This is a genomic window from Streptomyces sp. CNQ329, from assembly GCF_000482585.1.
This window is the reverse complement of the sequence record NZ_AXVU01000027.1, coordinates 30,000-50,473: the sequence shown is the minus strand read 5'-3', so window position 1 is coordinate 50,473 and position 20,474 is coordinate 30,000. Positions and strand designations below refer to the sequence as shown.

Sequence of the window (20,474 nt, the reverse complement as noted above, 5' to 3'; positions counted from 1 at the left end):
TGACTGGCCGAAAAATAAGCTGGTTTACCCGGCCGGGAAGCGGGCAGAAGAAGACGGGAAAATCACTTCGCGGGGGCGACGATAAACTGCCGTTAAACATACGTCAATGCCTCACCCCCTGTGTTCGTTCCTTTGCGTGAAGATGTTCGTGGTGCCCCGGGAGATCTGCGGGGCCGGCGGTTGGCTAGGGTGCCCCGCATGACCGAGAGCCCCGTGCTGCGCGTGAGGGGCCGGGTGCTGACCGGCCGCGAGGACGTCCGCGACGAGCTCTGGGTGGTGGGCGGACGCGTCACCTTCACGCCACCGGCAGACGCGCGTGAGGTCGTCGACATCGAGGGCTGGGTGCTGCCCGGGCTCGTCGACGCCCACTGCCACGTCGGGCTCGACGCGCACGGGGCCGTGGACGACGCCACCAGCGAGAAGCAGGCCCGCGCCGAGCTGGAGGCCGGGGCCCTGCTGCTGCGCGACGCGGGCTCCGCCGCCGACACCCGCTGGATCGACGACCGCGACGACCTGCCGCGGCTCATCCGCGCCGGCCGCCACCTCGCCCGTACCCGCCGGTACATCCGCAACTACGCCCACGAGATCGAACCGGCCGATCTCGTCGCGTACGTCGCCCGCGAGGCGCGCCGGAGCGACGGCTGGGTCAAGCTCGTCGGCGACTGGATCGACCGCGACGCCGGCGATCTCACCCCCTGCTGGCCGCGGGAGGCCCTCGCCCCCGCCATCGCCGAGGCACACCGCCTGGGCGCGCGCGTGACCGCCCACTGCTTCGCCGAGGACTCGCTGCGCGACCTGGTCGAGGCGGGCATCGACTGCATCGAGCACGCGACGGGGCTCACCGAGGAAACGGTGCCGCTGTTCGCCGAGCGCGGCGTCGCCATCGTGCCCACGCTGGTCAACATCGCGACGTTCCCCGAGCTTGCGGCGCGCGGCCAGGCCCGGTTCCCGCGCTGGGCCGACCACATGCGCCGCCTGCACCGCCGCCGGTACGCCACCGTGCGCGCCGCCTACGACGCCGGGATCCCCGTCTACACGGGCACCGACGCCGGGGGGTCGCTCGCCCACGGGCTGGTCGGGCGGGAGGTCGGCGAGCTGGTCGCCGCCGGGATCCCGGTCGCGGACGCCGTCTCGGCGGCGACGTGGGGCGCGCGGGAGTGGCTGGGGCGGCCCGGCCTGGAGGAGGGCGCGCCGGCGGATCTCGTGGTGTACGAGGCGGATCCGCTGGCCGACGTGCGGGTGCTGACCGCGCCGCGGCGGATCGTGCTGCGGGGGCGGATCGTCGGCTGAGCGGCCTCGGCCGGGGCGGTGAGCAGGGAACCGGGGGCCGCGGTCGACTTCCGGGGTCCGATCCCCCGAAGGGGTGAAGAGGGGCGGCAGCCCGGCCCTCTCCGTACCCGGCCGGCCGCGCGGCGCCGCTCGTCGGCCCCGGGCCGGGCGGCGCGGTGCGGCCCGGCTCCGTACGAAGGGGCGGGGCGGGCGCGTACCTAAGGTGTCGGTGCCCCGGGAGGGAGGAACGGCAGGTCGCCCGGGGCGCCGGACTCGATGAGGCGGAGCAGTGCCTTGGTGTCCGCGTGCTCCTCTATCAGGTCTCCCAGCCGCTCCAACTGCTCCTCGCGCAGCGCTGCGAAGGACGTGTCCGGCGCGGGCACGAACGCCCGTCCCGCGTCCGCCGCCACCCGCCGCAGGAACGCCCGCCGGAAGCCGTCGTTCTCCAGCGCTCCGTGCCAGTGCGTCCCCCACACCTGCCCCACCCGGCACCCGGCGAGGAACGGCTCGCCGCCCCGTATCTCCGCCACCCCGTGGTGGATCTCGTACCCCTCCACCGGCTCGCCCAGCGCCGTCCCCGACGGCCGGCCCAGGGTCTTGCCGGCCGCGAACTCCACCCGCACCGGCAGCAGTCCCAGCCCGGCCACCGCCCCCGCCGGTCGTGCCTCCACGCCTTCCGTGTCCTCGATCCGCTCCGCCAGCATCTGGAACCCGCCGCAGATGCCCAGCACCGGCCGCCCCTGCGCCGCCCTGCGCGCCACCGCCGCGTCGATGCCCCGCTCCCGCAGCCACGCCAGCGCCCGTATCGTGCCCCGCGTGCCCGGCAGCACCACCAGGTCCGCGTCCGCCAGCTCCTCCGGCCGGTCGGTGAACTGCACGGCGACGCCCGGCTCCGCGGCCAGCGCGTCCAGGTCGGTGAAGTTCGACATCAGCGGCACCGGCACCGCCGCGACCCGCAGCACCTCCGCCCCGTACGGCGGCCGGGCCGGCAGCTCCCGTATCCGGCCACGCAGGGACAGCCGCAGCCCGTCCTCCTCGTCGATGCCGAGCCCGTGCCGGTATGGCAGCACCCCCAGGGTCTGCCGCCCGGTCAGCCCGCGCAGCATCGACAGCCCCGGCTCCAGGAGGCCGACGTCACCGCGGAACTTGTTGACCAGGTAGCCCGCGACCAGTCCCTGGTCGGCGGCGCTCAGCAGCGCCGTGGTGCCGAAGAACGACGCGAAGACCCCGCCTCTGTCGATGTCCCCGACGACCACGACGGGCAGCCGCGCCGCCCGCGCCAGGCCCATGTTGACGATGTCGCTGTGCCGCAGGTTGATCTCCGCCGGACTGCCCGCGCCCTCGCAGATCACCACGTCGTACGCGTGCCGGAGCTCCTCCAGGCACTCCGTGACCGTCTCGAAGAGCGCCTGCTGCCGCTCCCCGTGGTAGCCCGCCGCGCTCAGCTCCGCCCGCGGCCGGCCCAGCACCACGACCTGGCTGTGCGCGTCGCCGCCCGGCTTCAGCAGCACCGGGTTCATCAGCGCGCTGGGCTCGGTGCGGGCCGCCGCCGCCTGCATGGCCTGCGCCCGGCCGATCTCGGCGCCCTGGCGGGTCACGTACGAGTTGAGCGACATGTTCTGCGCCTTGAACGGCGCGACGGCGACGCCGCGCCTGGCGAGCCAGCGGCAGATGCCCGCGGTGACGACGCTCTTGCCGGCATCCGACGTCGTGCCGGCGACCAGCAGACCGCCGGCGCGCGCCGTCACTTGACGATCAGATAGATCCCGTACGCCACGGCTGCTGCACACAGCGTGAAGCATACGTACGCGCCGGTCCTGGCCAGGGCGGAGGGTGCGGTCTCCGGCCCCGCGGTGCCCTCCGGGCCCTCGGCCTCCGCCGTCGGGGAGAGGCCGACGATGCCGACCGTGAAGAGGCCCACGAGGGCCACCGTCATGACGAGGCTGACGCCGAAGACCTCGCCGAGTGCTGCCCAGTCGATGTCCATCCTGTTTCCTCGGTGCTCTCGGAGGGATCGGGGGTCAGGCCGTGGCCCGGGAGGAGGCGGGCCCGGACGTGGTCCGCGGTGCCGGGATGCTCACCGGCTCCACGCCGGTGTCGCCGGCGGCTTCCGCCGGGAGCGCGTGGCCGGGCTCCGGGTCCACGTCGTTGACGTTGTGGTGGTCCACCCGGTCGCGGCGCGAGGCGGCCCAGATCGTGGCGCAGGCGGCGAAGCCGAGGACTGCGACGGTCACCACGCCCCAGTCGCCCCGGTCGGCGAGGAAGGCCGCCGCCCCGGCGACCAGCCCCGCGGCCGGCAGGGTGAGACCCCACGCGGCGACCATCCGCCCGGCCGTGCTCCAGCGCACCACGCCGCCCTTCTTGCCCACGCCGGAGCCCATGATCGAGCCGGAGCAGACCTGGGTGGTGGACAGGGCGAAGCCCAGGTGCGAGGAGGCGAGGATCACCGTGGCCGAGCTGGTCTGGGCCGAGAAGCCCTGCGGCGGCTGGATGTCGGTGAGGCCCTTGCCCATGGTGCGGATGATGCGCCAGCCGCCGAGGTACGTGCCGAGCGCGATCGCGACGGCGGCGGAGACGATGACCCAGGTGGGCGGGTCGGAGCCGGGGGCGAGGGAGCCGCCGGTGATCAGCGCCAGGGTGATGACGCCCATCGTCTTCTGCGCGTCGTTGGTGCCGTGGGCGAGGGAGACCAGCGCGCCGGAGGTGATCTGCCCGGCGCGGTAGCCCTTCGCCGTGCTGCCTGCGGAGCGGCGGGCGGCCAGCCGGTAGGTCAGCCGGGTCGCGGCGGCGGCGGCGATGCCCGCGACCAGGGGCGCGGCGACGGCGGGTATGAGGACCTTCATGACGATGGCGTCCATGTGCACGCCGCTCCAGCCGACGGAGACGAGCGTCGCGCCGATGAGGCCGCCGAAGAGGGCGTGCGAGGAGCTGGAGGGCAGCCCGGCGAGCCAGGTCAGCAGGTTCCAGACGATCGCACCGATCAGCCCCGCGAAGATCACTTCGGGCTGGATGCCGGACCCTTCGTCGATGATGCCGCCGGAGATGGTCTTGGCGACTTCCACGGAGAGGAAGGCGCCGACGAGGTTGAGGACTGCGCTCATCGCCACCGCCGTCTTGGGCTTGAGCGCCCCGGTGGAGATGGTGGTGGCCATGGCGTTGGCGGTGTCGTGGAACCCGTTCGTGAAGTCGAACACCAGAGCGGTGACGATGACGACACCGATGAGGAGAGTGAGGTGTTCCATGTACCCAAGCAATCCGCTCGAAGGTCGGGGGCCGTGAGGAACGTAAGTACTCCGAGTGAACGCAAGGTGAACTGGGCCGGACGTGACGGTGACGGGGGCGAATGGGTGTCGCAATGTCTCCGGCCAAACGCTTCATGCGCAGGTCATAGGGAGGATATTGGTGCGTCAAGCGTGGCGTGAGGTGGTAGGGACGGCCCGGCGGATGTACTCCGAAGGGCTGGTCGTCGGTACCTCGGGTAACGTCTCCGTACGGGTGGGTGGTCGTGTGCTCATCACGCCGACGGGCGTTCCCTACGACCAGTTGGGTGACGACGACATCGTCGCGGTCGACCTGCGGGGACGCCAGACGGAGGGCACGCTCACGCCGACGAGCGAACTGCCCATGCATCTCGCGGTGTACACAAGCACCGACGCGTGTGCCGTGGTACACACCCACGCCGTGCATGCAACGGCCGTCTCCACGCTCGTCCGGGAGCTGCCCGTCGTCCACTACGCGACCGCCGCCCTCGGCGGCCCGGTGCGCGTCGCCCCGTACGCGCTGTACGGGACGGAGGAGCTGGCCGCGGGCATGCTGCGGGCGCTGGCCGGGCGGTCGGCGTGCCTGCTGCAGAACCACGGCACCGTCGCCTACGGCGCCGATCTGGCCCAGGCGTACGACAGGACCGCGCAGCTCGAATGGATGTGCCGGGTGTGGCTGGCGGCGAGTGCGGTGCCCGGACTGAGCCCGTCGCTGCTGTCGGCGGACCAGCTCGGGGCGGTGACGGAGAAGCTGAAGGGGTACGGCCAGCGGTAGCGGCCCCGGGGCCGCCGGCCGGGGCCGGGGCCCGACCCGGGCGGGTCCGCGCACTGGCAGGTTTCCGGCCGTACGCGGACAATGACGGGGATGCGTATCAAACCGGTCGCTGCGGCCCTGACGGGCCTCCTCGCCGGCGGCCTCGGCGCCGGGGCCGCCGCCGTGGCCGCCGGGCGGTACGGCTCCCGGGCCGCCCTGCGGCCCGCGCCCCCGGGCCCGGTCGGCTTCGACGGCGCCCGGCTGCGGGTGACCGCCACCGCCGACGGGCAGGTCACCCTCGCCCCCGGCTCGGCGCCCGCGCTGCTGCCCGAGACGTACGGACTGGCGGGCCACCGGGTGCACGCGGTCGTCGGCCCGGTGCTGCGCGCCGAGGCGCGGGAGGGCGGCCGGCTCGTGCGCAGACTGGAGCGCGTCACGTACGGCACGCTCCGCGCGGGCACGCGGGTGCGGCTGACGCCGAAGGTCTACGCGGGCACGCCGCGCTCGGCCCTCGGTATCGCGTACGAGGACGTCACCGTCGACGGCCCGCTGGGACCGCTGCCCGCGTGGTATGTCCCGGGCGCCCGCGGCACCTGGGTCATCGCCGTCCACGGCGTCGGTGACACCCGCGAACAGGCCCTGACCGCCCTGCCGTTGCTGCACGAGCTGGGGCTGCCGGTCCTCGTCCCCGCCTACCGGGGCGACCCCGGCGCCCCGCCGCCGCCGGGCGGCCGGGGCGCGCTCGGCCACGCGGAGTGGCCCGACCTCGACGCCGCCCTGGGCTGGGCGCTGCGCAACGGCGCGCGGCGCGTGGCGCTGTACGGCTGGTCCACCGGCGCCACCATGGCGCTGCGCACCGCCGCGGAGTCCGCGGCGGCGGACGCCGTCGCGGGGCTGGTGCTGGACTCGCCGGTGCTCGACTGGCGCGCCGCGGTACGGGCCCTGGCCGGCCGCTCCGGCGCCTCCGGGCGGCTCGCCCTGCCGGCGCGGCTGCGCGGGCTGGCGGTGCTGGCGGCGGGGGAGTACGGGGAGCTGGACACGGCGCTCGCCGTCCCCGGGGCGCCGACGCTGGTGCTGGCCGGCCAGGCCGACGACGTCGCCCCGCTCGCCGCCGCGCGGGCGTTCGCGGCCCGCGGCGGCGACCGGCTGCTGCTGCGCGAGGTCCCCGACGGCCGGCACGCGGCGCTGTGGAACGCCACCCCGGACGCGTACGGCGACACCCTGCGCCGCTTTCTGACGCCACTGCTCTGACCGGGGCCGGAGCCCCGCCCCGTGGCCCTGCGGTGCCTCGGTCCAGGGCCGCGGACGGCATCTCGCCAACCCCGGATTGGGCTTTCGCCGCCCCACCGGCGAGACTTGGTGCGTGATGGCGCACAGTTCGCACCACCCGCCGCTCCGCCTCGTCCCCAGGCAGCCCCGTCGCGAGATGGCCGCCGCCGCCCGCCGGGCCGTCGTCGACCGGGCCCTTCGTCCCACGCCGCGGCCCCCGGAGGGCATCGCCGCGCCACGGGTGCTCGCCCGCCACGCCCGCACCCTGCTCGCCGAGGCGGTGCGGGTCGCCAGGTGGGCCGAGGGGCGTCCGCGGCCCTGGACCGAGGCGCCGCAGGCCGAGTGGGACCGGGCCCGGCTCGCCGGCCTGGTCGAGGTGCAGGGCGACTACGCCCGCCCCGCGTGGCGGCTGCGCGCCTGGGACCGCGACGAGCGCGCCGTGCTCCGCGGCTGGGTCGCCCTCTTCGACGCCTGGTCGCTGGCGCACCCCGCGCCCGAGCCGCTGGCCCACGACTCCGTCGCCCTCGGCGACGCGATCCAGGCCATGCCGCAGATGCTCGCCCTGCTCCACCTCACCGGCGGCCCCGTCCGCGTGCCCGCCCTCCTCGATCTCCTCGGCCAGCGCGTCGAGGAACTGCGCACCGAGCGCTGCGAGGTGGCGTACGGCAGCGAGGGCGCCCCCGTGCCGGGCCGGGCCGCCGAGCCGCCGGCGGCGGAGGTGCCCGACGCGGAGCTGCCGGAGCTGCTGGCCGGGCTGCTGGACTGGGCGCTGGAGGCGTTCGCCTCCGTGGGGGCGCTGACCCGCGAGGGCCCCGAGGTGTCGCTGACGCCGCTGGGCCACTGGGCCGTGTGGATGAAGATCGAGCAGATCTGCATCGCCGCCCAGGGGCCCGAGGGGCACATCGAGAAGCCCGCGGAGGCGATGCTCCGCAGTTGCGCGGGGCTCACGCCGGGGCCGGCGCGCGCCGAGTACCGCGCGTGGCTGGCGGCGCGGCCCTCGGGCAGCGCGGTCGCGGAGCTGCTGGAGGTGGCCCGCGGCGACGACGCGCTGCTGCGCGGACTGGCGTTCGAGGCGCTGCGGGTGGTGGGCGCCGCGGCGGAGGGCGCCGTGCGCGAGGCGTGCGACGAGCCGATGCTGCGGCCGTACGCGCTGCTGTGGCTGGCGGAGCAGGAGGGCGGCGACGCGGACGAGGCGCTGGGCGCGCTGAGCCGGGAGGAGGCGACCTGGCTGTGGGTCGACACCGCCGCCGCGGTCGCCGACCACGGCGAGGGCAGCCTGCTGGTGCGGCACCTGGAGTCCGCGGTGCAGGGCAGCGTGCCGGCGCTGCTGGCGGAGGTGGGGGGCGCGGGGCACCCCCGGACGGTGCAGGTGCTGGTGGCGCTGGCCGCCGCGCACCCCGACCCGGCGGTGGCCAAGGCCGTGCGCCGGGCGGCCTTCCGGGTGCACACCGGCGGGGCGTGAGCGGGGCGGGCGCCGGTCAGCCGGGGGTGGGCGCGTAGGTGCCGAAGCTCCAGACGTTGCCCTCGTGGTCGCGCGCCATGTACTCCCGCGAACCGTAGTCCTGGTCCGCCGGCGGGGTGAGGATCTCCACGCCGTGCTGCACGGCATGCCGGTGGTGCCCGTCCACGTCGTCCACGACCACGTACACCCCGCTCGGGCCGGCGGCGCCCATCGCCCTGTCGAACTCGCTGCCCGTGCCCTTCGAGCCCAGCATCACCATGCCGTTCCCCTGGGCCAGCTCCGCGTGCACCACCGTGCCGTCCTCGCCCTCGTACATCGCCACCTCGCGGAAGCCCAGCCCCTCGGTCAGCAGCCGGACGGCGGCCTTCGGGTCGCGGTACAGCAGGGTGGGGTAGACGGTCGGGGCGTTGTCGCTGCCGGGCATGCGGATCACGTCCTCTCGATGGCCCTACGGGCAGTCTGGCACCGGCCGCCCGCACCGGCAGCCCGGCCGCGCCGCCGGATCCGGCGGATTATTCGGGTTGCGGGCCCCGATACACTTGCCCCATGGCAACTCTCCACGTGCATGAGGCGGCTTAGCGCGCGCGTCCCGTCCCGCCCTTGCCGTCTCTCGTCCTGCCCTGGAGAACTCCCGTGATCACCGCCACCGGCCTGGAGCTGCGCGCCGGCGCCCGCATCCTCCTCGAATCCGCCACCTTCCGTGTCGCCAGGGGCGACCGCATCGGCCTCGTCGGGCGCAACGGCGCCGGCAAGACCACGCTCACGAAGGTCCTGGCCGGCGAGGGCCAGCCCGCCGCCGGCGCCGTCACCCGCGGCAGCACCGTCGGCTATCTGCCCCAGGACCCGCGCACCGGCGACCTCGACGTGCTCGCCCGGGACCGCATCCTGGCCGCCCGCGGCCTGGACACGGTCATCCGCAAGATGCGCGAGGACGAGCAGCGGATGGCGGGCGGCCAGGGCGCGACCCGGGAGAAGGCCATGCGGCGCTACGAGCGCATGGAGACCGAGTTCCTCACCAAGGGCGGGTACGCGGCCGAGGCCGAGGCCGCCACCATCGCCGCCAGCCTCGGGCTGCCCGAGCGGGTCATGGGCCAGCCCCTCCACACCCTCTCCGGCGGTCAGCGCCGCCGCGTGGAGCTGGCCCGGATCCTCTTCTCCGACTCCGAGATCCTGCTGCTCGACGAGCCGACCAACCACCTCGACGCCGACTCCGTCGTCTGGCTGCGGGACTACCTGAAGACCTACCACGGCGGCTTCATCGTCATCTCCCACGACACCCAGCTCGTCGAGACCGTCGTCAACAAGGTCTTCTACCTCGACGCCAACCGCGCCCGGATCGACGCGTACAACATGGGCTGGAAGCTGTACCTCGCGCAGCGCGAGGCGGACGAGAAGCGCCGCCGCCGCGAGCGCGCCAACGCCGAGAAGAAGGCCGCCGCGCTCAACGCGCAGGCCGACAAGATGCGGGCCAAGGCGACCAAGGCCACCGCCGCGCAGAACATGGCCCGCCGCGCCGAGCGGCTGCTCTCCGGGCTGGAGGAGCAGCGGCAGGCCGACAAGGTCGCGCGGCTGCGCTTCCCCGACCCGGCCCCGTGCGGCAAGACCCCGCTGACCGCCGAGGGCCTGTCCAAGTCGTACGGCTCGCTGGAGGTCTTCGCCGACGTCGACCTCGCCGTCGACAAGGGCTCCCGCGTCGTCATCCTCGGCCTCAACGGCGCCGGCAAGACCACGCTGCTGCGGCTGCTGGCCGGCGTCGAGAAGCCCGACACCGGCGCGGTCACCCCCGGTCACGGTCTCAAGCTCGGCTACTACGCGCAGGAGCACGAGACCCTCGACCCGGACCGCTCGGTGCTGGAGAACATGGCCTCGGCCGCGCCCGACATGGACCCCGTCGAGATGCGCAAGGTGCTCGGCTCGTTCCTCTTCTCCGGCGACGACGTCGACAAGCCCGCCCGCGTGCTCTCCGGCGGTGAGAAGACCCGGCTCGCGCTGGCCACCCTCGTCGTCTCCTCCGCCAACGTGCTGCTGCTCGACGAGCCGACCAACAACCTCGATCCGGCCAGCCGCGAGGAGATCCTCGGCGCGCTGCGCACCTTCACCGGCGCCGTCGTTCTCGTCACGCACGACGAGGGGGCGGTGGACGCGCTGGAGCCGGAGCGGATCATCCTGCTGCCGGACGGGGTCGAGGACCTGTGGAACGCGGACTACGCCGACCTGGTAGCGCTTGCTTGATCACCCCCGTCTGGATCATTCGGCTCATGGGTGATCCATCATCTGAGTGAGTGGTGCTCGTACCACGGCGTGGCGCCTGGTCACCGGGCGTGCGGTGCCGGCTACGCGCCCCGGCGCCGCCGCCGCGCCCCCAGCACCGCCCCCTGACCTGCCTAATCACTCCGCGCCGCGGTGCCGGCCGAACGGCGGGCGGGCTCGGAATGTCCGGTTCCGAAGGTCGCTGCGGGGAACTGGCGGGAAAACCTCGTGCCGCCGACCTTGCCGAACGGGTGGCCAGGAGGCCATAAAGGGGTGATCATGAGAGTCCAGAGCGCACTTCCGTACGAGGAGGCACGGGTGGCCGAGACTCTGAAGAAGGGCAGCCGGGTTACCGGCGCCGCGCGCGAAAAGCTCGCGGCTGACCTGAAGAAGAAGTACGACTCCGGAGCGAGTATCCGGGCGCTGGCCGAAGAAACCGGCCGCTCCTATGGATTCGTGCACCGGATGCTCAGCGAATCCGGCGTGACCCTGCGCGGTCGCGGCGGCGCGACGCGAGGCAAGAAAGCGTCGTCCTGACGGGACTGCCGCGGCCGCCGTGACCGGCGCCCCGGCCCCGCTCGGGCACCCGGCCGGTCCGCCGGACCGGCCGGGTGGTTACTGTTCGGTATATGACAGAGCTGCTGCACAGAGACGGCGTACGGCTCGCCCTGGAGGGCGAGGACGGCACGCTGGCCACGGTGACCCTCGACCGCCCCGCCCGGCGCAACGCGCAGTCGCCCGCCATGTGGCGGGCGCTCGCCGCCGCGGGTCGTGAACTCCCGGGCAGCGTCCGCGTGGTGGTGCTGCGCGCCGAGGGCAAATCCTTCTCCGCCGGACTCGACCGGCAGGCATTCACCCCCGAAGGCATTGCGGGCGAGCCGTCATTCCCTGAGCTCGCCCGCTATTCCGACGGCGACCTCGACGCGGCCATCGCCGAATACCAGGAGGCGTTCACCTGGTGGCGGCGGAATGACATCGTTTCCCTCGCGGCGGTGCAGGGACATGCGATTGGCGCGGGTTTTCAGCTTGCCCTCGCCTGCGACCTTCGCGTGTGCGCGGACGACGCGCAGTTCGCGATGCGGGAGACGTCCCTCGGGCTGGTCCCCGACCTCACGGGAACCGGCCCGCTGGTGCAACTCGTGGGATATGCACGGGCGTTGGAGATATGCGTCACGGGACGACTCGTGCACGCGGCGGAGGCCGAGCGGGTGGGCCTGGCGAACCTCGTCGTCCCGGCGAAGGATCTGGGCGCCGCGACCTCGGATCTGGCGGCGGCACTGCTGGCGGCGCCGCGGGACGCGGTGATCGAGACGAAGGCGCTGCTGCGCGGGGCCGCGGGCCGGACGTACGACGAACAGCGCACCGCGGAACGCGCGGCGCAGGCCCGCAGGCTGCGGGACCTGGCGGGGCTGGGGGAGTAGGCGACCGCCGCGGTGGCGGGCCCGGTCACCGGATGCCGGTGACGAGGACGGTGACCGTCGCGGCGGAGGTCCGGGCGCGTACGGCACGGGTGACGTCGAGCGCGCGGTGCGCGGAGTCGACGACGACGTGCACCTCGGCGTGGTCGCCGTCCCGGTGGGTGTCGAGAGCGAGCAGTCCGGGGAGGGGCCGGCTGTTCGCGCGGGTGCTGGTGCCCGGCTCCGCGGGGCGGGGCCCGGTGGCGGCCCGCGGTGTGTCCAGCAGGCCCGTCACGTGGATGTCCACCGCCGCCACCCGCAGCCCCAGGCGCTCCTCGGCGCCCCGCAGCAGCGCCTCGCGCAGGACCTCCGCGGTGGCGGTCATCGGCCGGTCCACCGCGGCTTCGCACTCCGCGGAGATCCGCAACTCCCCGTACGGCAGAGCGCTCATGGGCGCCGGTCCCACCGCCATTCCGGCACCGGCCCCGACGCGCCTGCCGGGGTCCTGCCCCCCGTCCTCCGTGTCCGTCGCCAGGCCCACGCGCAGGCTCGTCACCCGGGCCTCGCGCACCTCCGCCGCCGCGCGCCGCAGCGCACCCGCCGCCGCGCGTTCCGCGATCCACGTGCCGTCCGCCGCGGTACCCAGGGGCAGCAGCCTGCCGAGGGCCACCTGCTCGCGCACCGCCCGCTCCCAGTTCCCCGCCGTCATGCGCCCCATCCTCCCCCACCGCACGGGCTGGCCATTCGATCGCGGTCCCGGGTGGGACGGCTGTCGCATTTCCCTGGCCCACCCCGGGCAGGGGACGGATAGTGGGGGGCGAAACGCGCGCACGCCACGTTCGTCAGAAAGGTGGAAACGGTGAGCAGCGAGTCGACGGTCCGGGAGGTCACGCGGGAGCCGGCAGCGGCCCCGCCGAATGTGCTGGGCACCCGGCGCGGCACCGGTGATCCGGCGACGCGGGGCCGGACGACGATCGACGACGGCGTGGTCGAGAAGATCGCGGGCCTCGCCGCGCGGGACGTCGTCGGCGTGCACGCCATGGGCAGCGGCCTCACCCGTACCACGGGTGCCGTACGGGATCGCGCGCCCGGCTCCGGCCGGTCGGTGGCCGGGGTGCGGGCCGAGGTCGGCGAGGTGCAGACGGCGCTCGATCTGGAGATCGTCGTCGACTACGGGGTCTCCCTCACCGAACTCGCCCGCGCCGTACGGGAGAATGTCATCTCCGCCGTCGAGCGGATGACCGGCCTCGAAGTGGTCGAGGTCAACATCGCGGTGACCGACGTGAAGCTGCCCGACGACGAGGAAGAGGGGGCCGAGCAGCCGCGGCTGCAGTGACGGCGGGGCGGGAGACCGCCTCGGGGAGCTTGGGGAGGAGGCGTGCGATGAGCATGGCAGTGGTCGGCCTGATCGTCGGCATGGCGCTGGGCTTCGCCGGCTATTTCGGCGGGTTCGGCGCCTTCCTGCTGGTGGCGGCGCTGGGCGCGATCGGTTTCGTCGTCGGCCGGGTGCTGGACGGCGACCTGGAGCCCGGCGACTTCTTCCGCAGGCCGGACGAGCGCGACGACCGGCGGCGGTGACCGGTGGCACCCCCGGGGAGCGAGCGCGCGGAGCAGGACGAACCGGAAGAACCGAAGGAACGGGAAGAGGAGACGGCAGGCCCTGAAGCCACCGGCACAGGCGAACCCGCCGCACCGTCGGGGGAGCGGGGCGCCACCCGGATCGAGGACCGCGTCATCGCGAAGATCGCCTCCCAGGCGGCCCGCGAGGCGCTCCTCGGCGCGCCCGGCACGGACGCCGCGCACGCCGCCGTCGTCGTGCGCGGCGACACCGCCCGCGTCCGCGTCGGCGTCCACCTCGGGTTCCCGTCCGACCTCGCGGCCCAGTGCTGCGCGGTGAGTCGGGCCGTCACCGAGCGGGTAAGGGTTCTGGTCGGGCTTGAAGTTCCGGAGGTGGCCGTGGAGGTCGAGCGGCTGCACTCCACGGAGCGGCCGAACGCGCCGCGGGGGAGGGTGCGATGAGTGCCGACAAGACGACGTCCCGGCCCGCCGGCGGCACGGCCGGCGCCGCGGCCGAGCCGGACGAATGGCGGCAGAGCACGTCGGCCTCCGGGTATGCCGCCGGGCCGGCCGGCGGGATCGCCGACGCGGCCACGGCCCGCTTCTGGTCCGTCCGCCGCGTGCCCGCCGCGCTCACCGCCGCCGCGGCCACCGCGGGCCTCGGGCTGCTGCTCTACGACGTCGTCGCCGTACGCGCCGAAGGCCCCGCGATGCGCTGGCGCCGCCGCATGGCCGACGAACTGGCCGCCCGCCCGCTCGACGACGCCTGGGCGCTCACCGCCGCCGTCCTGGCGGTGCTGCTCGGCGCCTGGCTGGTGCTGCTGGCCGTCACGCCGGGGCTGCGCGGCGTGCTGCCGATGCGTCACGTCGCGCCGGACCTGCGGGCCGGGCTCGACCGGCGGGCGGCCTCCGTCGTGCTGCGCGACCGGGCGATGCAGATCTCGGGCGTGCGGTCGGTCCGGGTCACGGTCGGCCGCCGCCACGTCAGCGCCCGTGCCGAGTCACACTTCCGCGAGCTGGACGACGTGCGCGCCGACCTCGCCGCGGTCCTCGGCGACGGCATCCGCGAACTCGGCCTCGCCCGCAGGCCGGAGCTGTCCGTCCACGTACGCCGGCCGCCGGCGAAGGGGTGAGCGCGATGCTGCGCGTGGTCAACCGGATCCTGCTCGGCGCGATCGGCCTCGCGGTCGCCGGCGCCGGGATCGCCGTGCTCTTCGCCGGCCTCGACCTGCCGCGTCCCGGCTTCGCGCCGTACGCCGACGGCTCCGACGACGTGCTGCTGAGCCGCGGCACGCGGCTGCGGTGGCGGAACGCCGGCTGGTGGTGGCCGACGGTGATCGGCGGGCTGTCGGTGCTCGTGCTCTGCAGCGGCTGGTGGCTCATGGCCCAGTTGCGCCGGGCCCGGCTCGGCGAGGTCCTCGTCGACACCGGCGGCCCGGCGGCGCCGGCCGCATCCGCCGCCGGCGGCACGGACCGCGGGAAGGCCGGCGACTGGGCTTCCGCGACGGACCCGGACGGTGCGGAGGGCGAGGGTCCCGGCACGCTCGCGCTGCCGGCCGCCCCGCTGGCCCTGCTGCGCGGGTCCGCGCTGGAGGAGGTGCTGGCGGAGGAGGCCGGCGCGCTGGAGGGGGTGGAGCGGGCCCGGGTGACCCTCACGGGCCGGCGCACGGCGCCGCACGCCAGCTTCGGTGTGCTGCTGGGACCCGGCGCTCATCCCGCGGCGGCCGTGGACCATATCGAGGAGCGGGCGCTCGCCCCGGCGCGCGCGTCGGTGGGCCTGGCGCGGCTGCCCGCGGAGATCCGGTTCCGCCCGGCCAAGCACCGCCCGGAACGCGTCTCGTGACGGCGCGGGCGGGCGCGGTCCCGCAGGACCTCTCCGCGGCGGACCGCGGCGGTCGTGCGCCGCGTACGGCTCAGGCCGCGTCCGTGCGGCCCGTACGGCGCACGCGTGACCGGCCGCGGGACTCCGCGCCACCCGTCTTGCCCGGGGGTAACCGGCGTCCGCGACGGACGTCCGTGTGCGCACGTGCCATCCGGCCGGCCATCGGGCTCAGATGCTCCGCCGCATGCCGCCGTCGATCGGCAGCATGATCCCGGTCAGGTACGAGGCGGCCGGCGACAGCAGGAAGGCCGCCGTCCGGCCGAACTCCTCCGGGGTGCCGTAGCGGCCCAGCGGGATCTTCGCCTCCATCCGGGCCCGTGCCGCCGCCGCGTCGCCGGACAGCGCGTCCAGCTCGCGGGCCCTGTCGGTGTCGATCCGTGCGGGCAGCAGCCCCACCACGCGGACGCCGCGCGGCCCGAGGTCGTCGGCGAGCGACTTGGCGTACCCGGCGAGCCCCGGGCGCAGCCCGTTGGAGATGGTGAGCCCGGGGATCGGCTCGTGAACGGAACCGGAGAGCACGAAGCCGATGACCCCGCCCTCCTCCAGTTCCCCCGCGGCCGTCCTGGCCATCCGCATCGCGCCGAGGAAGACGGAGCCGAACGCCGTCTCCCACTCGGCGTCGGTGTTGGCGGTGGCGTTGCCCGCCGGCGGGCCGCCGACGCTGATGAGCACGCCGTCGAAGCGGCCGAAGCGCTCCCGGGCGGCGGCGATGAGCCGGTCCGGGGTACCCGGGTCCGCGTTGTCGGCGGCGACGCCGACGGCCGACTCGCCGAGCGCGGCGGCGGCACCCGCCACGCGGTCCTTGTCCCGGCCGCTGAGCACCACCCTCGCGCCTTCGGCGAGCAGTTGCTCGGCGACGGCCAGACCGAGGCCGCGCGAGCCCCCGGTCACGACGTAGACGCGGTCGTTGAGTCCAAGATCCATGGGGGTCAGTCTGCCGCCATCTGCTCGGCGGGCGCCAGGGATGGGGCGCGGTCGTCGTCCGCGGCCGGGCGCGCCGGGGCCTTCGCGGTCTTCCCGGGTTCGTCGGCCGCGGTCCCGCCGGGGCCCTCCCCGCCCTGCGCCACCTCTCCCTGCGTCGTCTCGCTCTGCGCCGTCTCCCCGGCCGCGGTCCCGTCCCCGGCCGCCTTCGCCACCGCCGCCTCGCGGTCGCGGCGCTCGCGGCGTACGAGGGTCCACCAGCCGAGCGGCACCGCCGCGGCGAAGAGCCACCACTGGATCGCGTACGCGATGTGCACCCCGATGCTGCTGTGGTCCGGCTCGGAGACCGGCTCCGGCTGCTTGCCCGCGGGCCGCGGCGAGGTGCCGACCAGCTCGACGAACCCGCCGAGCACCGGCCCGGGCAGGCCGTCCGCGGCCTGGTCGGCGCTGTTGATCAGCATCACCTGGCGGTCCGGCAGCCCTTCCTTGTCGCGGATGCCGCTGCCGGTCGTCTCGTCCGGGCGCAGCCGGCCCGTGACCGTGACCTCGCCGGTGGGCGGGGGCGGCACCTCGGGGAAGCTGGTGAGATCGGCGCCCGCGGGCACCCAGCCGCGGTTGACGAGGACCGCGGAGCCGTCGGTGAGGCGCAGCGGCGTGACGACGAAGTAGCCCTGCTTGTCGTCGGCGCCGAGCCGCTGCCGTACGACGACCTCCCGCTCCGGCTCGTACGCCCCGGTGGCGGTGACCGTGCGCCAGGTGTCCTCGCGCGGCACCGCGCGCCCCTCGCGCGCGAGCCGGTCCACGGGGACCGGCGCGGCGGTGAGGTTCCGGGCGACGAGGTCGTTGCGTGCGACCCGGTCCTGGTGGCGGTGCAACTGCCAGAAGCCGAGCTGGATCATCACGGGGATGAGCAGGACGGCCACCAGGGTGACGATCACCCACTGCCGGGACAACAGGAAGCGGTACACCCCTTGACCGTACTCCCCGCCGTGCCGCTTCCCGCCGGGACCCCGCTAGCCCGCCCGGCCGTCCCCCTCCGGCGGGGCGTCCGCCGGTTCGACGTCCCGCATGAGATGGAGGAAGGCCGCCTCGTCGATCACCGGGGTGCCGTGCGCCGCGGCCCGCGTCACCTTGCTCGTGGGCGCGCCCGGGTCATTGGTGACGAGCAGGCTCGTATAGCGCGAGACGCTGCCCGCGACGTGCAGCCCGGCCTCGATCGCCCGGTCCTCCAGCAGGCTGCGGTCCACCGACGTGTCACCGGAGAACGCCACGCGCATGCCCTGCCTGAGCCGGCCGCCGCGCACGTACCGTCCCGGGTTGGGATACGGGGACGGAGGCAGCCGGCGGTTCGGCCGCCAGGTGCGCCACTGGTACGCGCCGTGCCCGCCGGGGGAGCGCGTGCCGCCCGGGCCCTCCGCGCCCCCGGCCGGCGCCTGCTCCGACCACTCCGTCAGCGGCTGGCAGGCCAGCAGCGGCAGCCGGGCGCCCGCCTCGGCGGCCTGGCGCAGGCTGGGGCGGAAGATCTCGGCGAGGACGCGGGCGTCGTCCTCGGCGTCGTGGGCCCGGCGCTGGGCGACGCCGAAGTACCCGGCCAGCGACGCCAGCCGGGCGTTGGGCAGCGGCAGCCGGAGCTGCCGGGCGAGCGCGATGGTGCACAGCCGCCGGCGCACCGGGGCGGTGAGCCCCGCGCGGGCGTACTCGCGGGCGATCATCATCCAGTCGAAGACCGCGTTGTGCGCGACGAGCACCCGGCCCTCCAGCCGGGCCGTGAACTCCTCGGCGATCTCCGGGAAGAGCGGCGCGCCGGCGAGGGTCTCGCGGGTCAGGCCGTGGATCCACACCGGGCCGGGGTCGCGCTCCGGGTTGACCAGCGTGTACCAACTGTCCTCCACCGTGCCGCGCGCGTCGAGGCGGTAGACGGCGGCGGAGACGATGCGGTCGTCGGCGCGCAGCCCGGTGGTCTCGACGTCGACGACGGCGTACGCCTCGGGGTAGTCCGCGGGCCACGCCCCGGAGGGGACGCCGGGCGCCGGGATGCCGGAGGTCTGCCCGCCGGTCCCGGAGGCGTCGTCGCCGACGGGTCCCGTCTCCGCGGGATGCGCGGGGTCGGCGTCCGCCGGGCCGGTCGGCGCGGGGAGCGGGAGCGTCGGCTGCACCACGACCGGATCGGCGCCCGGAAGCGGCTGCCGCCGCGCGACTTGACGGGGGTTCAGGGGCGTCGCGCGGTCTTCGAGCATGGGTTCAGAGCATAGAGCCTGTCACCGACACCGCGGTGCGCGCGGGTGCCGCCTGAGCCCCCGACAGCGGTCAGCCGTCCGGCTGACCCGCCGTCGGCCCGCGCGGGGTGACCAGGCCCGTCTCGTAGGCGAGCACGACGAGTTGGGCCCGGTCGCGGGCGGCGAGTTTCGTCATCGACCGGCTGACATGGGTCTTCGCGGTGATCGGACTGATGTGCAACCGGGCGGCGATCTCCTCGTTGCTCAGACCCCCGCCGACGAGGGTGACGACCTCGCGCTCGCGCCGGGTGAGGTCGCGCAGCGCGTCGGCCGCGCCGGGCACGCCGCCGGCGGGGCGGGAGACGTACTCCTGGATCAGCTTGCGGGTGAGCGCGGGGGAGAGGAGCGCGTCGCCGCGGGCGGCGACCCGTACGCCGTGCAGCAGGTCCTCCGGCTCCATGTCCTTGACGAGGAACCCGGCCGCGCCGGCGCGCAGCGCGCCCCAGACGTACTCGTCCACGCCGTAGTTGGTGAGGATGACGACGTGCACGCCCGCCAGGTCGGGGTCGGCGGCGATCCTGCGGGTCGCCTCGATGCCGTCGAGCACCGGCATCTGCACGTCGACCAGGGCGACGTCCGGCCGGTGCCGGGCGGCGAGCCGGACGCCGTCGGCGCCGTCGGCGGCCTCGCCGACCACCTCGATGTCGTCCTCGGCGTCGAGCAGCGCCCGGAACCCGCCCCGGATGAGGGCCTGGTCGTCCACGAGCAGCACCCGGATCATCCGGCGGTCCCCGCCGCGGGCCCGTCCGTCTGCCGCACCGGCAGCTCGGCGCGTACCCGGAACCCGCCCTCCGGCCGGGGCGCTGCGTGCAGTTCGCCGCCGAGTGCGGTGACCCGCTCGCGCATCCCCGTCAGCCCGATGCCCGGCTCCGGCGGCGCGGCGGGGTCGGCGGCGCCGTCGTCGTCGACCTGGACGACGACCCTGTCCGGCCCGTACGAGACCCGTACGTCCACCGCCGCCGGCCCGGCGTGCCGCGCGACGTTCGTCAGCGACTCCTGCACGATCCGGTATGCCGCCCGGTCCACCTCCGCCGGGAGCACCGGCCGCTCGCCGGCCACCGCCACCGACGCCGGCACCCCCGAGCCCCGGGCCCGCTCCACCAGCTCCGGCAGCCGCTCCAGCCCGACGCTCTCGGCGCCGCCGTCGGTGTTGCGCAGCACGTGCAGCGTGGAGCGCAGCTCGCGGGCGGCGTCGCCGCTGGCCTCCTGGATCGCCAGCAGCGCGGGCGGGGGTTCCTCGCCGCGCTTCTTCGACAGGTGCACGGCCACCCCGGCCTGCACCTTGATCACGGAGATGCTGTGCGTGAGCGTGTCGTGCAGTTCGCGGGCGATACGCAGCCGCTCCTCGTCGGCGCTGCGCTGCGCGTTCTCCGCGGCCCGCTCCTCGGCCTGGGCGAGCATCGCCTCGTGCTGGATGCGCATCGCCGCCGCCATCGCGCACGCCACGATCCAGCCGTACGTCAGAAACCGCTTCTCCAGCGCCGCGCGCAGCGCCTCGTCACCGAGCGGGAGCAGGGGCAGCGAGCCGAGGCTGACGGCGAGGGAGGCCAGGGCGGTCACGGCGAAGAAGCCGCGGTGGCCGCCGCGGATGCATCGGTAGACGGCGACCAGCATGGGCAGCACCGGGCTGCCGTCGGGGTAGCCGCGGAGCTGGTACGCGACCATCGCCGCCGCCGCGATCACCAGCACCGCGCGGGGGAAGCGGTGCCGGGCCACCAGCGCCGCGCTGCCCACCGTGCCGAGCACCCAGGCGAGCGCGTCGAAGCCGGTGCGCCCGTCCGGCGCGAGCAGCATCGTGCCCACGCAGCCGAGCGCCACGGCGACGGCGAAGCCCGCGTCCTTGGCGTACGCGCGGGCATCGCGCGCCGTCTCCCGCCCGTCCTCGATCGCGGTCGCGAGGTAGCGCAGCACCGTGTGCTCGCTGTTCGCGCCCGTCTGCGCTGCCGCCGTCATGCTCTGCACCGTAGCCAATCGGCGCCGGTCAGGCGTCCTCCGGGAGGTGCAGCGGATGCTGCTGCACAGGTTGCAGCCGGCGGCCCCGTTACGCCCCCGGCCGCAGCACGGGAGCCACACCCCCGGACGATGACGGACGGAGGGCCGGGGGCGGATCGTGGAGTCCGACGGCAGCCGGCCGGGAGACGACCGGCTCGCGCACGGCGGACGGGAGGCCCACCATG

At 75.2% G+C, this 20,474-nt stretch carries 22 protein-coding genes; 12 read left to right on the top strand and 10 right to left on the bottom strand.

Translation table 11 applies throughout. From position 1 onward, the window contains the following. Positions 1–198: 198 nt before the first annotated feature. Positions 199–1,290 (top strand): amidohydrolase family protein, encoded by a 1,092-nt coding sequence (locus I003_RS0119190; protein WP_027772986.1) that lies wholly within the window; start codon positions 199–201, stop codon positions 1,288–1,290. 197 nt (positions 1,291–1,487) lie between these two features. Here I003_RS0119190 and I003_RS0119185 read toward each other — a convergent pair whose 3' ends face one another. Genes I003_RS0119185 through I003_RS0119175 form a run of 3 tightly spaced genes read right to left on the bottom strand, consistent with a single transcriptional unit; the run spans position 1,488 to position 4,511 of the window. Beyond that, complete coding sequence (locus I003_RS0119185; protein WP_027772985.1) at positions 1,488–3,017, bottom strand: cobyric acid synthase; 1,530 nt, start codon at positions 3,015–3,017, stop codon at positions 1,488–1,490. Beyond that, a complete protein-coding gene (locus I003_RS0119180; protein ID WP_027772984.1) occupies positions 3,014–3,256 on the bottom strand; it encodes a hypothetical protein in 243 nt (80 codons plus the stop codon). The genes I003_RS0119185 and I003_RS0119180 overlap by 4 nt, the downstream gene beginning before the upstream one ends. Before the next feature lie 34 nt (positions 3,257–3,290). Continuing rightward, positions 3,291–4,511, bottom strand: coding sequence for an inorganic phosphate transporter (locus I003_RS0119175; protein WP_027772983.1), 1,221 nt, complete (start codon positions 4,509–4,511; stop codon positions 3,291–3,293). 202 nt (positions 4,512–4,713) lie between these two features. Between I003_RS0119175 and I003_RS0119170 the strand changes: the two genes are divergently transcribed. The 3 genes from I003_RS0119170 to I003_RS0119160 all read left to right on the top strand — a co-directional run bounded on the left by I003_RS0119170 (position 4,714) and on the right by I003_RS0119160 (position 8,014). Next, positions 4,714–5,304 (top strand): class II aldolase/adducin family protein, encoded by a 591-nt coding sequence (locus tag I003_RS0119170; RefSeq protein WP_486584291.1) that lies wholly within the window; start codon positions 4,714–4,716, stop codon positions 5,302–5,304. Positions 5,305–5,394: 90 nt separating this feature from the next. Further along, on the top strand, positions 5,395–6,534 hold the full coding sequence (locus I003_RS0119165; RefSeq protein WP_027772981.1) for a prolyl oligopeptidase family serine peptidase: 1,140 nt from the start codon (positions 5,395–5,397) through the stop codon (positions 6,532–6,534). A 175-nt stretch (positions 6,535–6,709) separates the two neighbouring features. Then, positions 6,710–8,014 (top strand): hypothetical protein, encoded by a 1,305-nt coding sequence (locus I003_RS0119160; protein ID WP_027772980.1) that lies wholly within the window; start codon positions 6,710–6,712, stop codon positions 8,012–8,014. 16 nt (positions 8,015–8,030) lie between these two features. Here the strand turns inward: I003_RS0119160 and I003_RS0119155 are convergent, their stop codons facing one another. Then, positions 8,031–8,438 (bottom strand): VOC family protein, encoded by a 408-nt coding sequence (locus I003_RS0119155; protein WP_027772979.1) that lies wholly within the window; start codon positions 8,436–8,438, stop codon positions 8,031–8,033. 209 nt (positions 8,439–8,647) lie between these two features. On the opposite strand from I003_RS0119155, the gene I003_RS0119150 reads away from it, so the two are divergent. From I003_RS0119150 to I003_RS0119140, 3 genes are all read left to right on the top strand, one after another. Then, positions 8,648–10,246, top strand: coding sequence for an ABC-F family ATP-binding cassette domain-containing protein (locus I003_RS0119150; RefSeq protein ID WP_027772978.1), 1,599 nt, complete (start codon positions 8,648–8,650; stop codon positions 10,244–10,246). Between the two features lie 336 nt (positions 10,247–10,582). Next, positions 10,583–10,801, top strand: a complete 219-nt coding sequence (locus tag I003_RS0119145; protein WP_026276177.1) for a helix-turn-helix domain-containing protein — start codon at positions 10,583–10,585, stop codon at positions 10,799–10,801. 92 nt (positions 10,802–10,893) lie between these two features. Next, entirely contained in the window at positions 10,894–11,685 is a 792-nt protein-coding gene (locus tag I003_RS0119140) for an enoyl-CoA hydratase/isomerase family protein (RefSeq protein ID WP_027772977.1), read from the top strand. A 25-nt stretch (positions 11,686–11,710) separates the two neighbouring features. Here the strand turns inward: I003_RS0119140 and I003_RS0119135 are convergent, their stop codons facing one another. Beyond that, positions 11,711–12,370 (bottom strand): hypothetical protein, encoded by a 660-nt coding sequence (locus I003_RS0119135; protein ID WP_027772976.1) that lies wholly within the window; start codon positions 12,368–12,370, stop codon positions 11,711–11,713. 141 nt (positions 12,371–12,511) lie between these two features. Between I003_RS0119135 and I003_RS0119130 the strand changes: the two genes are divergently transcribed. The 5 genes from I003_RS0119130 to I003_RS0119110 are packed head-to-tail and all read left to right on the top strand — an operon-like array spanning position 12,512 to position 15,061. Next, entirely contained in the window at positions 12,512–12,997 is a 486-nt protein-coding gene (locus tag I003_RS0119130; protein WP_027772975.1) for an Asp23/Gls24 family envelope stress response protein, read from the top strand. A 47-nt stretch (positions 12,998–13,044) separates the two neighbouring features. Beyond that, positions 13,045–13,239 (top strand): hypothetical protein, encoded by a 195-nt coding sequence (locus tag I003_RS0119125; RefSeq protein WP_027772974.1) that lies wholly within the window; start codon positions 13,045–13,047, stop codon positions 13,237–13,239. A 3-nt stretch (positions 13,240–13,242) separates the two neighbouring features. Continuing rightward, positions 13,243–13,680 (top strand): hypothetical protein, encoded by a 438-nt coding sequence (locus I003_RS32655; protein ID WP_078564172.1) that lies wholly within the window; start codon positions 13,243–13,245, stop codon positions 13,678–13,680. Next, a complete protein-coding gene (locus I003_RS0119115) occupies positions 13,677–14,351 on the top strand; it encodes a DUF6286 domain-containing protein (protein WP_027772973.1) in 675 nt (224 codons plus the stop codon). Before I003_RS32655 ends, I003_RS0119115 begins: the two co-directional genes overlap by 4 nt. A gap of 5 nt (positions 14,352–14,356) precedes the next feature. Next, the gene (locus I003_RS0119110; RefSeq protein WP_027772972.1) at positions 14,357–15,061 is read left to right on the top strand and encodes a hypothetical protein; all 705 of its coding nucleotides are present in this window, start codon (positions 14,357–14,359) and stop codon (positions 15,059–15,061) included. A 207-nt stretch (positions 15,062–15,268) separates the two neighbouring features. Here the strand turns inward: I003_RS0119110 and I003_RS0119105 are convergent, their stop codons facing one another. The 5 genes from I003_RS0119105 to I003_RS0119085 form a co-directional block, all read right to left on the bottom strand. Beyond that, positions 15,269–16,024, bottom strand: coding sequence for an SDR family oxidoreductase (locus tag I003_RS0119105; RefSeq protein ID WP_027772971.1), 756 nt, complete (start codon positions 16,022–16,024; stop codon positions 15,269–15,271). Positions 16,025–16,029: 5 nt separating this feature from the next. After that, complete coding sequence (locus I003_RS0119100; RefSeq protein WP_027772970.1) at positions 16,030–16,989, bottom strand: SURF1 family cytochrome oxidase biogenesis protein; 960 nt, start codon at positions 16,987–16,989, stop codon at positions 16,030–16,032. Positions 16,990–17,034: 45 nt separating this feature from the next. After that, positions 17,035–18,258 (bottom strand): DEDDh family exonuclease, encoded by a 1,224-nt coding sequence (locus I003_RS0119095; RefSeq protein ID WP_078564170.1) that lies wholly within the window; start codon positions 18,256–18,258, stop codon positions 17,035–17,037. Positions 18,259–18,328: 70 nt separating this feature from the next. Next, positions 18,329–19,018: a response regulator transcription factor gene (locus I003_RS0119090; RefSeq protein ID WP_027772968.1), complete on the bottom strand. Its 690-nt coding sequence runs from the start codon at positions 19,016–19,018 to the stop codon at positions 18,329–18,331. Continuing rightward, positions 19,015–20,250 (bottom strand): histidine kinase, encoded by a 1,236-nt coding sequence (locus I003_RS0119085; protein WP_027772967.1) that lies wholly within the window; start codon positions 20,248–20,250, stop codon positions 19,015–19,017. Before I003_RS0119085 ends, I003_RS0119090 begins: the two co-directional genes overlap by 4 nt. Positions 20,251–20,474 lie beyond the last annotated feature (224 nt).

Bases quoted from the DNA above. Each gene is read 5' to 3' on its own strand.
- I003_RS0119190 (WP_027772986.1), top strand. From the start codon at position 199: ATGACCGAGAGCCCCGTGCTGCGCGTGAGGGGCCGGGTGCTGACCGGC.
- I003_RS0119180 (WP_027772984.1), bottom strand. From the start codon at position 3,256: ATGGACATCGACTGGGCAGCACTCGGCGAGGTCTTCGGCGTCAGCCTC.
- I003_RS0119175 (WP_027772983.1), bottom strand. From the start codon at position 4,511: ATGGAACACCTCACTCTCCTCATCGGTGTCGTCATCGTCACCGCTCTG.
- I003_RS0119170 (WP_486584291.1), top strand. From the start codon at position 4,714: ATGTACTCCGAAGGGCTGGTCGTCGGTACCTCGGGTAACGTCTCCGTA.
- I003_RS0119165 (WP_027772981.1), top strand. From the start codon at position 5,395: ATGCGTATCAAACCGGTCGCTGCGGCCCTGACGGGCCTCCTCGCCGGC.
- I003_RS0119160 (WP_027772980.1), top strand. From the start codon at position 6,710: ATGGCCGCCGCCGCCCGCCGGGCCGTCGTCGACCGGGCCCTTCGTCCC.
- I003_RS0119155 (WP_027772979.1), bottom strand. From the start codon at position 8,438: ATGCCCGGCAGCGACAACGCCCCGACCGTCTACCCCACCCTGCTGTAC.
- I003_RS0119140 (WP_027772977.1), top strand. From the start codon at position 10,894: ATGACAGAGCTGCTGCACAGAGACGGCGTACGGCTCGCCCTGGAGGGC.
- I003_RS0119135 (WP_027772976.1), bottom strand. From the start codon at position 12,370: ATGACGGCGGGGAACTGGGAGCGGGCGGTGCGCGAGCAGGTGGCCCTC.
- I003_RS0119125 (WP_027772974.1), top strand. From the start codon at position 13,045: ATGAGCATGGCAGTGGTCGGCCTGATCGTCGGCATGGCGCTGGGCTTC.
- I003_RS0119115 (WP_027772973.1), top strand. From the start codon at position 13,677: ATGAGTGCCGACAAGACGACGTCCCGGCCCGCCGGCGGCACGGCCGGC.
- I003_RS0119110 (WP_027772972.1), top strand. From the start codon at position 14,357: ATGCTGCGCGTGGTCAACCGGATCCTGCTCGGCGCGATCGGCCTCGCG.
- I003_RS0119105 (WP_027772971.1), bottom strand. From the start codon at position 16,024: ATGGATCTTGGACTCAACGACCGCGTCTACGTCGTGACCGGGGGCTCG.
- I003_RS0119095 (WP_078564170.1), bottom strand. From the start codon at position 18,258: ATGCTCGAAGACCGCGCGACGCCCCTGAACCCCCGTCAAGTCGCGCGG.
- I003_RS0119090 (WP_027772968.1), bottom strand. From the start codon at position 19,018: ATGATCCGGGTGCTGCTCGTGGACGACCAGGCCCTCATCCGGGGCGGG.
- I003_RS0119085 (WP_027772967.1), bottom strand. From the start codon at position 20,250: ATGACGGCGGCAGCGCAGACGGGCGCGAACAGCGAGCACACGGTGCTG.